General features: G+C 66.3%; 13 protein-coding genes. 5 read left to right on the plus strand and 8 right to left on the minus strand.

The genetic code is table 11. The features are described 5' to 3' along the window. Window positions 1–623, minus strand: a 623-nt coding sequence (locus ABIR74_RS04395; protein WP_348175404.1) for a hypothetical protein, incomplete at its 3' end; no start/stop codon positions are given. Between the two features lie 59 nt (window positions 624–682). Continuing rightward, a complete protein-coding gene (locus ABIR74_RS04400) occupies window positions 683–949 on the minus strand; it encodes a helix-turn-helix transcriptional regulator (RefSeq protein WP_348175405.1) in 267 nt (88 codons plus the stop codon). 108 nt (window positions 950–1,057) lie between these two features. Here ABIR74_RS04400 and ABIR74_RS04405 point away from each other — a divergent pair, with 108 nt between their 5' ends. The 3 genes from ABIR74_RS04405 to ABIR74_RS04415 are packed head-to-tail and all read left to right on the plus strand — an operon-like array spanning window position 1,058 to window position 4,127. Continuing rightward, on the plus strand, window positions 1,058–1,942 hold the full coding sequence (locus ABIR74_RS04405) for a hypothetical protein (protein WP_348175406.1): 885 nt from the start codon (window positions 1,058–1,060) through the stop codon (window positions 1,940–1,942). Beyond that, window positions 1,939–2,241, plus strand: coding sequence for a winged helix-turn-helix domain-containing protein (locus ABIR74_RS04410; RefSeq protein WP_348175407.1), 303 nt, complete (start codon window positions 1,939–1,941; stop codon window positions 2,239–2,241). Before ABIR74_RS04405 ends, ABIR74_RS04410 begins: the two co-directional genes overlap by 4 nt. Before the next feature lie 50 nt (window positions 2,242–2,291). Next, on the plus strand, window positions 2,292–4,127 hold the full coding sequence (locus tag ABIR74_RS04415) for a heavy metal translocating P-type ATPase (protein WP_348175408.1): 1,836 nt from the start codon (window positions 2,292–2,294) through the stop codon (window positions 4,125–4,127). Window positions 4,128–4,144: 17 nt separating this feature from the next. Here ABIR74_RS04415 and ABIR74_RS04420 read toward each other — a convergent pair whose 3' ends face one another. Beyond that, entirely contained in the window at window positions 4,145–6,100 is a 1,956-nt protein-coding gene (locus tag ABIR74_RS04420) for a cbb3-type cytochrome c oxidase subunit I (RefSeq protein WP_348175409.1), read from the minus strand. Next, window positions 6,097–6,621 (minus strand): hypothetical protein, encoded by a 525-nt coding sequence (locus tag ABIR74_RS04425; RefSeq protein WP_348175410.1) that lies wholly within the window; start codon window positions 6,619–6,621, stop codon window positions 6,097–6,099. The genes ABIR74_RS04420 and ABIR74_RS04425 overlap by 4 nt, the downstream gene beginning before the upstream one ends. Window positions 6,622–6,753: 132 nt before the next feature. Between ABIR74_RS04425 and ABIR74_RS04430 the strand changes: the two genes are divergently transcribed. Then, window positions 6,754–7,239, plus strand: a complete 486-nt coding sequence (locus tag ABIR74_RS04430; protein ID WP_348175411.1) for a universal stress protein — start codon at window positions 6,754–6,756, stop codon at window positions 7,237–7,239. Here the strand turns inward: ABIR74_RS04430 and ABIR74_RS04435 are convergent. Next, complete coding sequence (locus tag ABIR74_RS04435) at window positions 7,236–7,874, minus strand: helix-turn-helix domain-containing protein (RefSeq protein ID WP_348175412.1); 639 nt, start codon at window positions 7,872–7,874, stop codon at window positions 7,236–7,238. The genes ABIR74_RS04430 and ABIR74_RS04435 overlap by 4 nt on opposite strands. A gap of 141 nt (window positions 7,875–8,015) precedes the next feature. Here ABIR74_RS04435 and ABIR74_RS04440 point away from each other — a divergent pair, with 141 nt between their 5' ends. Beyond that, window positions 8,016–9,098 carry a multicopper oxidase domain-containing protein gene (locus ABIR74_RS04440; RefSeq protein WP_348175413.1) on the plus strand — a complete coding sequence of 361 codons (1,083 nt, stop codon included), beginning with the start codon at window positions 8,016–8,018 and terminating at the stop codon, window positions 9,096–9,098. Window positions 9,099–9,153: 55 nt separating this feature from the next. On the opposite strand, the gene ABIR74_RS04445 is transcribed toward ABIR74_RS04440, so the two are convergent. From ABIR74_RS04445 to ABIR74_RS04455, 3 genes are all read right to left on the minus strand, one after another. After that, window positions 9,154–9,792: a response regulator transcription factor gene (locus ABIR74_RS04445; RefSeq protein ID WP_348175414.1), complete on the minus strand. Its 639-nt coding sequence runs from the start codon at window positions 9,790–9,792 to the stop codon at window positions 9,154–9,156. A 226-nt stretch (window positions 9,793–10,018) separates the two neighbouring features. Next, a complete protein-coding gene (locus ABIR74_RS04450) occupies window positions 10,019–10,495 on the minus strand; it encodes a MaoC/PaaZ C-terminal domain-containing protein (protein WP_348175415.1) in 477 nt (158 codons plus the stop codon). 16 nt (window positions 10,496–10,511) lie between these two features. Next, the coding region (locus ABIR74_RS04455; protein WP_348175416.1) for a gamma-glutamyltransferase at window positions 10,512–10,744 on the minus strand (233 nt) is incomplete at its 5' end.

Consider the following 10,744-nt stretch of genomic DNA (forward strand, 5'->3'; position numbering starts at 1 on the left):
ACTCCGGCGAGCATCTCCGTGACTTCGTCCTCGGTCATCGCGAGCATCGTCTGACCGATCTCGAGCACCTCGCCGTACAGGATGCTGCGGGTCGAGACCCAGGTCGGGCGATCCCTGGTCGAGATCATGACCTGCAGCGGCGACTGCTGAACGAGCCCCTCGACGAACGCCTCGGCCGTAGCGGACTCGCCGATGTGCTGGTAGTCATCGATCACGATCCAGGCGTCGTCGGGCCAGTCCGCGAGGTCCTCGGAGAGCAGATCGATGAGGACCTGGAGCTCCGCCGTCGGATCGGATGTCGCATTCAGCCGTTCACACAGCCTGCGATCGGCCCCCGGAATGATCTCCGCGCCCGCCGCGGCCATCTCACGAGCGAGCACCGCGACATCGGCCGAGGGCCGATGGGCCCTCACCCAGGCCACCCGACGTTCCCCCGCCGCCCACTGCTCGGTCAGGATCGTCTTCCCGAAGCCTGGTCCGGCGACAAGCATCCGCACGCGGGCCCGAGAGCGATCGAGCGCCCGGATCAGTCGCGGCCGCTCGAGAAGACGACGCCTGTGGAAAGGTGGGTTTGGAAAACCGGCCATCGAGTTGACCGAACAGGCTACAACAGGATCGCTCATCAGGAAAGGGGTGGGGGCGCCCGCGGTGGGAGGGGGAGCAAGCCGCGGGCGCCCTGCCGTCAGACCCCCGGTCGCCGATGGAGCACGCCGAGGCTTGCCGAGAGGGGATCCTCTCCGGTGAGTACGCGGAACGCGACGGGGATCTGCCTGCGGCGGCTCACGCCCAGCTTCGAGCGCAACGTGTCCGAATGTGCCTTCGCCGTCCTGGGGGAGATGCCCAGCCGCTCGCCGACCTCGTTGTTGGAACAACCGGCGGCAATCAATGCGACGACTTCGCGCTGCCGGGAGGTGAGGTCGGACTCTTGGTGGAACGCTTGAGTGATCATGACGCTGGAGGCTAGTCCGACGAGCACCGACGAACCATTCCTCCCCGGATGTAACCGCAGGTGTAATCTCATACACCAGAAGAATTTTTCCGGTAATCTTTCTCTTGCATGAGTTCGGAGATCTACATCTGGGGTGCACTCGCCCTCGGGGTCGTGGGCTTCCTTGCCATCGACTTCTTCCTCTTCGGCCGAAGAGGGATCACCTTCCGCAGCACTGTCATCTGGAGCATCTTCTGGCTCGCGCTCGGGATGTCGTTCACGTTCGTGATGGGTGCGTGGCAGGGACGCGATGCGGCCGAGGAGTATCTGGCCGGGTACCTGATCGAACGCAGTCTCTCGATCGACAACATCTTCGTCTTCGCCCTGATCTTCGCGTCATTCGCGATACCCGTGAACAAGCAGGGACGGCTCCTGTCGATCGGCATCGTCATGGCCCTTGTCATGCGAGCCGTCTTCATCGTCGCAGGGGCAGCGCTCCTCGACGCATTCCACTTCACGATCTACCTCTTCGGACTGCTCCTCGTCGCGACCGGGATCAAACTCGCACGCCACTCGAGCGAGCAGGTTCATCCCGAACGCAACATCGTCCTACGCGGGATGAAGCGCATCTGGCCTGGAACGACGGTCACCGCGGCTGTCGTCGTCGTCCTCGCGACCACCGATCTCATCTTCGCGATCGACTCCATCCCCGCGATCTTCGCGATCACCGAGGACGCGTTCATCGTCTTCGCGGCCAACGCCTTCGCCCTCCTCGGCCTGCGGTCCCTCTATTTCCTCCTGGCAGGGATGATGGACCGGTTTGCGTACCTCACGCATGGCCTCGCGATCGTGCTGATCTGGGTCGGGGCGAAGATGCTCCTCACCGACGTCTGGAAGATTCCGACGTGGCTCTCACTTCTCGTGATCGTCCTCGTCCTCGCGGGCGCGATCGGGATCTCGTTCTTCACCACACGCGGCGCTCAGCACGAGAAGCCCGCCGGAGCACCACAGTGACAACCTGGACGTTCCTCTCGCACCACGCGCAGGTCTTCCTCTGCATCGCGCGCGATCCGGATGTACGACTCCGCGACATCGCTGCGGGCGTCGGCATCACGGAGCGCGCTGTCCAGGCGATCGTCAACGACCTCGTCGAAGCGGGCTACGTCGATCGAACGAGGGTCGGGAGGCGAAACCACTACGCGATCCACCCGGAAGTGCCGCTTCGCCATCCGCTCCAGGGCGACCTCGATGCAGGGATGCTGCTCCAGCTCCTCGGCGAGCCGCCCGAGGACGCGGGTCACGGTAGGCGCTAGTTCTCCCGTACGATTCGCGCCATGAGGGACTCCTCGCGCAGAACGTAGCAATGCTTCGCGATCGAGGGCTGCCCGTCGTTGCTCTCGGCTCGATCGTGGCCGGTGGTGCGCTCTGGCTGAGCGGCCACGAGAACTCGGCCGACATCGCCTGGGCGGTGGGTGCCGTCGCCGTGCTGGTGCCGCTCGTGATCTCGACAGCGCGTGCGCTTCTTCGCGGCGACGTCGGGGTCGACGCGATTGCTCTCGTCGCGATCGTCTGGGCACTCGCGCTCGGAGAGTTCCTCGCTGGCGCGATCGTCGCGTTGATGATGTCCGGCGGTGCGGCGCTCGAGGCCTGGGCGGACGGCCGCGCGCGCCGCGAGCTTCGACTCCTCGTCGAACGAGCGCCACGCATCGCGCACCGCTACGTTGGCGAGTCCCTCGAGGAAGTACAGGTCGAGGACCTCCTGGTCGGAGACCTCGTCTCTGTCCGCGCCGGTGAGATCGTGCCTGCCGACGGCACCGTGACAAGCAGGGAAGCAGTGCTCGACGAGTCTGCCCTGACCGGTGAGGCTCTTCCGGTTACGATCACGAGCCACGGCCAGGCCCGCTCGGGCACGGCAAACGCGGGCGACACCTTCGACCTTCGCATCACCGCTCCGGCTGCGCAGAGTGCCTACGCCGCGATCGTCCGGCTCGTCCGAAGCGCAGAGGTGGATCGGGCGCAGTTCACCCGTCTCGCCGACCGCTACGCGGCCTACTTCTTGCCGTTCTCACTCGCCGTCGCGGGCCTCGCCTGGCTTGCCTCGGGCGATCCGACGCGAGGCCTGGCGGTCATGGTGGTCGCGACGCCGTGCCCGCTGATCCTGGCGGCCCCGATCGCGTTCGTCGCAGGTCTCTCACGGGCGGCACGGGCCGGAATCATCGTCAAGGGAGGCGGCGTGCTCGAGCGGCTGGGCACGGCGAGAACAGTCCTCCTCGACAAGACGGGCACGCTTACCCTCGGCGAGCCGAAGCTCGAGGAGATCATCGTCTACGGCAAGCTCTCCGCTGATCACGTTCTCCGACTCGCGGCATCGATCGACCAGATGTCGACCCACGTCCTCGCCGAGAGCCTCGTATCGGCCGCAGCGGCGCGAGAGCTCGCTCTGTCCATTCCGACCGGCGTCAGCGAAGACGCGGGACGAGGTATCGTCGGCACGATCGACGGCTCGACCGTCGCCGTTGGTTCCAGCGGCTGGCTCGAGAGCAACGGCTACATCGGTGTCCGCGAGAGGGCCAGGGAGCATGACACCGGCGAGGGTGCCGGCCGGGCCAAGATCCTCGTTGGGGTCGACGGCGCGCTCGCTGCAGTGATCGTGATGGGCGATCGGCTCCGGCCCGGTGCCCACACGCTCGCACGCGAGCTCCAGAGCCTCGGGGTGACCACCGTGGCGCTCGTGACGGGTGATCGGGCCGAGATCGCCGAGGAGGTCGCACGAACAGCGGGCATCGAGCACGTCTACTCCGAGCAGACGCCCGAGGGGAAGCTCGATGTCGTTCGCGCGACGCGCGACCGTGAGGAGATGCGTAACGTCGTGATGGTCGGCGACGGGATCAACGACGCTCCGGCTCTCGCGCTCGCCGACGTCGGGATTGCCATCGCGGGCAAGGGCGCGACGATCTCGTCCGAGACGGCGGACGTCGTGATCACAGTCGACAACGCCAACAGAGTCGCGCTGTCGATCGGTATCGGCCAGCGCTCACTCCACATCGCACGCCAGAGCGTCGGATACGGCCTCGGCCTCTCGGTCGCGGCGATGCTCTTCGCGGCCTTCGGCTACCTCCCGCCCGTGTGGGGCGCGCTCTTCCAGGAAGTCATCGACGTGGCGGTCATCCTGAACGCGCTCCGCGCTCTCCGCGCGTAAGGCCGGCGGACGCGCCTCTACTTCGTCGACTCTCGCACGTACGCGGCTACGTCGGCGATCTGCTGCTCGTCGAGTTGCGGGTAAGCGGGCATTCCGTTCAAGCCGTTGGTCACGCGGTCGATCACGAGAGCCTCGGCCGGCTTCTTCTCGTCGAGTGACGGCCCGATAGTGCCGGTCGCCTCGGCCGCCGCCAACGTATGACAGTTCCCGCACGACGAGCTTGCGAACACCTCCGCCCCGGCAGCGGCATCGCCCGTGACCGTGCCCTCGCCGCCACCCGTAGCGACGGCTGTCGTAGCCGGTGTGTCGCCCTCGTTCGACGCGAAGTCGCGACCGACGAGATACCCGCCGACGGCAAAGACGAACGCGAGCGCCAGAGCGACGATCATCACGGCCGCCTCGATCGTGTGGACCGACGACTCCCTGCGCACTTTCGACGGCTCGGGGATGCCGCGCTCGTCGAACGTCGCGATCCCGCCCTTCCCGCGCAGGGTCTGCAGGACGTTCCAGAAGAACAGCGCCTGCGCCGCAGCCAGGATGAAGACGAAGGGCAGCGAGATCCGCGTGAGTGTGTCGTAGTCCGACGGGAGGACGGCCCAGCGACGAGGCGCCCCGTCGAGGCCCTGGACGAGCCAGAGGCCGAAGAAGATCATCCCGACGACGAACGTGATCCACACGTGGATCCACGCCAGGCGCTCGCTATAGAGCGCCTTGCCGGAGAGCTCCGGCAGCAATGCGTAGACGGCACCGAAGATCAGGAGCCCGATGTTGAGCATCGCCATGTGGTGGAAGTGCCCGACGATCCAGAGCGTGTTGTGAACGGCCACGTCGAGCGCAATCGTGGCGTTGACAATTCCCGACAGGCCCGCGAGCAGCCACCCGACGAGGCCGAAGAACAGCGCCGTCGAAGCGGGTGTCCAGCGGAATCGCGACCGGTAGATCGTGAAGCCGAGGCTGTAGAGCGACAGCGCCGACGGAAGCACGAGCGCGAACGTGATCGGCTGCATGGCGGTATTGATCTGCGCCTGCGCCGTTCCGCTCGGGTAGTCGAGATAGAGGTGGTGTGCCCAGACGAAGACGTTCGCGATCACGGCGACGGTCCACGCAACGGCGATCACATGCCCGGCGACGAGGTTGCGTCCTGCGTACCTCGGGATCAACCAGTAGTAGACGGCGACAGCGGGGAAGAGGAGGAGGTAGACGACGGGATGGCCGAACCACCAGAGGATGTTCTTCGCGAGGAGGTCGTTGGCGCCACCGACGACGCCCATCGACTGGAAGATCTGCCAGAGCAGCAGGCCTGCCAGCGGGAGCGTTGCGATGATCATGTCCAGCCCGATCACCGCGAGCGGGATCACGGGGTACGGAACCGACTTCTTCGCCGCGAACGTCCGCGGCATCAGGAAGCCCCAGCCGAACGCAAGGCCGAATCGCCTGCCGATCGAGCTCGAGACACTCTGCAGTGCCTCGCGATTCATCACCGTGTGCAGAATCCCGAGGCACCACGCGACGATCGAGAGGCCGACGAGCAGAACGGAGAACGAGAACAGCCCGGTCGCCCAGTTGCCCCAGTTGCCCGATCCGTAGAACGGCAACGGGTAGAGGAAGACCCATGACGCCGCGAAGCCCATGAAGATCGTGGTGATGATCACGCCCAGAACACCGAGCACCATCAGCCACCACGTCAGCTTCGCCATCACGAGTCCGAAGCCCCGCACCGGGAAGCCGACGCCAGCGAGTACCCACCACGCGAGGCCCATCACGGCGAACCCGGCCCACCCGACAAAAGCACCGAGACCGTGGGCCGTCATCATCGCGTACCAGAGGTTGTCTCCGACACGTGCTTGCGGGACGGACTGACTCCACCGGAGGATGACTCCGAGAAGACCCGATGCCGCAAGGATGATCGTCGACCAGACGATGTAGCTCACCGTCAGTCGACGAGCGATCGCGCGCGCGCGCTCGTCGATCACGGAGCCTTCACCTCGAACGTCGTGCTCATCACGTGATGTCCTACGCCGCAGAACTCGAGGCAATGAACCGTGTAGGTTCCGGGTTCGGCGAACGTGTGGACGATCTTCTGCTCGTGGTCAGCGACGACCTGCGCCTGGAAGATCAGGGTGCCCGACGGGTTGTAGACACCGAAACCGTGAGCGACGTCGCGCGAGCGGGCGAGGAAGGCCACGGGCCGGCCCGTGACGATCGGCTGGGGCGCGTCGATCGCCCACGCGTACTGAACACCAACGACGCGAACGACCTGGCCGCGCGGGCCGGCAGTCTCGCCGTAGGGCACGTAGAAGATCGTGCCCAGGAGGAGCGCGAACAGCGTGAGGATCATGATCACGAGCCAGGTCGTCTCGCGCCGCGACCAGACCCCCGAGCGATCCTCCTCGAGCGGGCGAGAGGTCGAGCGGAAGATCGCGAACGAGATCGCGGATCCGAGGATGACGGCAATCGAGTAGGCAACGGTGATGATGACCGCCGTGTGGCTCACGAAGGGCATTGTTTCCGATCCAGAGGATCGCAGGCATCGGTTGTTGGCCCCGTGCCTGTTGCGGCTTATCCGCAACAGAGTGAGCAGCCGCCCCGATGCACCGTGGCACCCGGGGCGAACACCATGCAATCAATGCGCGAAATACTCGTGGCCACGGACGGTTCCCCGGCAGCGCAAGCAGCGCTCGAGGAAGCGCTTGCGCTGTCTCTCGCGACGGGAAGCGGCCTTGCCGTGATCACCGTGTGGCGGGCGCTCCAGGGCGACTTCGGGCTCGCCTATCCCTCGACGGCGGTGCTCGCGGACATCCTCGATGCGGAGCGGACACACGCCGAGGTGACATTGGGCGTCGCCGTCGAACAGGCCGTGGAGGCCGGCGTACCGATCATCACGTTCCTCGCGACCGGCGACCCTGCCGAGTCGATCTGCGCCTACGCGACCGAGATCGACGCGCGGCTCGTCGCGGTCGGCACGCGGGGACACGGCACGGTCGCCGCGCTTCTGCTCGGTAGCGTCTCACAGGCCGTCGTGCGCCATGCGCCATGCCCCGTGCTCGTCGTACGCGATCCACACTGGCCCCGCGAAGAACGTTCCCAGGCTCACGCCACGGTCGACGTCTAGCTGAAGCGGGCAACGCACGTTGACGGCGTGACCCAGGCCTCGAGGGTTTCGAGGGCCACACCCGAGCCGAGCTCCACGAGTGCCCCGTCGATCAGTCCTGCATGGAACGAGCAGACGACCCTCGGATAGCGCTCGGCGAGATCGCGAAACGGGCAGCGGTTCATCACGAGCCCGTTCTCGGTCGCCTCGGGCGCGAATCCGCGACGACGCAACAGGGTGGCAACCCGCTCGATACAGATCTCGTCGTCTGAATCGCGGCCCGGCTCGAGCCGCTCGACCATCACTCTCCCCCAGCTTCGACCCGCCTCCTGCGCGATCGCGACACCATCCGGCAGCAGCTCGAGCGCCGAGGCAAGCGAGGCAGCGAGGAGCGCGTGCTCTTGCTCTGGCTCCGGGGGGACGGCGCTGAACCGGATCGGTGGCCGTCCGCGCCAGCCCGTGTGATCCGCAGCCGAGACGACGAAGTCAGCCTCCTCGAGCACCTGAAGGTGGGAGCGCACCGTGTTCGCATGCAGGCCGAGCGAAGGAGCGAGTTCGGCAACCGACAGCGGCCCATCGGCCGCGCGCAGGAGGTCGAGGATGCGCTCCCTTGTCGGGTCGGCAAGTGCTCGGTGACGAGCCAATCTTCCAGCCATTGCCGAATCATTTCTCGATCGTATGGAGGCCCGCATCAGCGGATTCCCCTACGAAACCTGCGGGCCGGCCACGATGCCACGCCTCCCAATTTGTCTCATGCTCATTGTGAAAATGACCAGCGAGTACGAAGGAGACGACCGATGAAGCTCATTCTCTTAGGCGGCGCGATTCTCGGATCTGCCGTCCTGATCTTCGCGGCGACACTCGTGGCTTCCAACCGTGCGCTCGACGACAACGCGGCAGCTGCAAGTGCGTCAGGTACTAGCGCGAGCGGGAGCTCCGACTCGGTGTCGATGAAGGGCGTGAGCTTCGCTGGCGCAGCGCCGGCGAACGCGAAGGATCTCGCGCTGGCCCACAAGCCGTTCCCCGCAGCGCTCCCGCCAACCACACCGGGCGATGTGCTCAAGGTGCACATGGTTCTCAAGGACGTGACGATCGAGATCGCGCCGGGCGTGAAGTACAGCGCCTGGGGCTTCGAAGGTGGCGCACCCGGCCCGGTCGTACATGCACGCGAGGGGCAGACCGTCGAGATGACGCTCACGAACAAGGGCGCGATCCCTCACTCGATCGACTTCCATGCCGCTCGCATCGCACCGAACCTGGCCTTCGTGGATGTAGCTCCCGGCGAGTCCTTCACGTTCAAGTTCAAGGCCAACGACCCCGGGGTCTACATGTACCACTGCGGCACGAAGCCCGTTCTGGCGCACATCGCGAACGGCATGTACGGCGCGATCATCGTCGACCCGGCGAAGCCATTGCCGAAGGCGGATCGCTCATACGTGCTCGTGGCGAGCGAGTGGTACCTGTCGAACGACGGGCTCACCGAGCCGGCGCAGTACGACACGGCGAAGGCGCGCGCAGTGATGCCCGACTGGACGACGTTCAACGGGTACGCGGGCCAGTACGTCACCCACCCGCTCACCGCCGACCCTGGCGACACGGTGCGGTTCTACGTCGTCGACGCAGGGCCGAGCCTGACGACCGCGTTCCACGTCGTCGGCACGATCTTCGACACCGTCTACCCGAACGGCGACATGAACCCAGAGCACGTGGAGAGCGGCGTCCAGACCGTCAACGTGCCGGCCGGCGGCGGCGCCGTCTTCGATGTACAGATCAACGAGGAAGGGTTGTACCCGATCGTCAGCCACGCGTTCGCGAGCGTCGACATGGGCCAGGTAGGAATCCTCAAGGTCGGCAACCCTCCGGGAAAGGCCTCTCACTGATCACCCCGCCCGGGCCGGCGCCGCTGCGCGGCGTCGGCCTCCGAGGCCGAGATACCTAGACCTCGTCCAGCAGTCCGTTGACGAGGGCGTAGCGCACGAGCTCGGCCCGGGTACCCAGGCCGAGCTTCTGCATGATGTGGGCGCGGTGCGTCTCGGCGGTGCGCACCGAGATGAAGAGCTGCGCAGCGATCTCCTGGTTCGTGTTGCCGAGCGCGAGCAGGCGAAGCACCTCGCGCTCACGTTCCGAGAGCGGATCCGTGGCAGCCCGCCGCGCCGCCTCCACCTCGGCCTGAGCGAGACGGGCACCGAGCGTTGGATGCACGTAGCGCCCGCCGCGCGCGACCTCGCGAACCGCCTGCACGAGTTCGGTGTCGGCAGCCTCCTTGAGCATGTACCCACTCGCGCCGGCTGCGAACGCTTCACGCACGTAGGACGGATCGTCCTGCATCGAGAGCATCAGGACCCTCCCCTTCGACGCCGAGACCACCTCCTGGCATGCGTCGATCCCCGTTCTGCCAGGCATGACGACGTCGAGCAGAACGACGTCGGGCTTTTCGAGTCGCGCCGCGCGGACGCCCTCGTCACCATCGCCGGCCTCGGCGACGACCTCGATGTCGTCCTCGCGGTCTAGGAGGAGCCGGAGACCGGTCCGCACAAGAGCGTGATCATCGACGATGAGGACGCGGATCGTCACGGCAGTTGTCACCATACAACCCGCGCCGGTGCACTCATACGTCGGCGCCGAGGGCAAGAGGCGAGTCGATGCGCCCGAGCCAGTCGCGGACAAGGAGAGAGTTGGCCTCGAGTCGCGCGAGGAACGCTCTGTCGGCATTCACCGGCTCGGGAAGCTCGCGCTTCCCTCTCTCCGGATCTCGCCCTCGCTCGGGATCCCATGCACGTCGACGGTCACCGTCCCGGGCTCAGGGCCTGGAGCCACCTTGATTGCTCTCGCCGCCATCGGGCCGCCCCCCGACGAGCAGCACGTCGGTGCCCTGATGGACGATATCTCCCGCCTGATTCACCGTCCTGACGTCGCAGGCCACAACACCCGTTCCCGGCCGCGACCGTGACGGGCGGACATCGGTCACGGCGTACGCACCGTGGATCGTGTCACCCGCATACACCGGCGCGAGGAACCGCCTCTGGCAGTCGAGGTAGGCCACGATCCTCCAGTTGTCGAGCTCGCTGCGGAGTCCCCCGGTGATCGAGAGGACGAGGTGCCCGTGCGCGATCCGCTCGCGGAAGGGCGTGTGCTCGCGGATGAACTCGATGTCGGTGTGAAGGGGATTGAAATCGCCCGAGATCCCGCAGAACCACAGGATGTCGGCCTCGGTGACGGTTCGCCGCGCGGTGACCACTTCTCGGCCCGCCTCGATATCGTCGAAGTAGATCGTCATCTCGTCCCCTCTCGGTCTAGATCCCGGCGGCATAGCCGTCTCCACGGCCATCCGAGCCGCCGATCAATGCCTCTTCGTGACGCAGAATGATCTGCCCCACCCCGAATCCGTGCTGCACATCGGCGATCGAGACCTCGTGACCACGCGCGCGGAGGTCGTCGGCGAGATCGCTGAGCCCCGGCTCGAGTGCGACGCTTCCGTCGTCCTCGACCCGCCATCGCGGCGCATCGAGCGCCGCCTGAGGATCGT

The sequence above is a fragment of the Gaiella sp. genome (assembly GCF_039915195.1).
Taxonomy (GTDB): domain Bacteria; phylum Actinomycetota; class Thermoleophilia; order Gaiellales; family Gaiellaceae; genus Gaiella.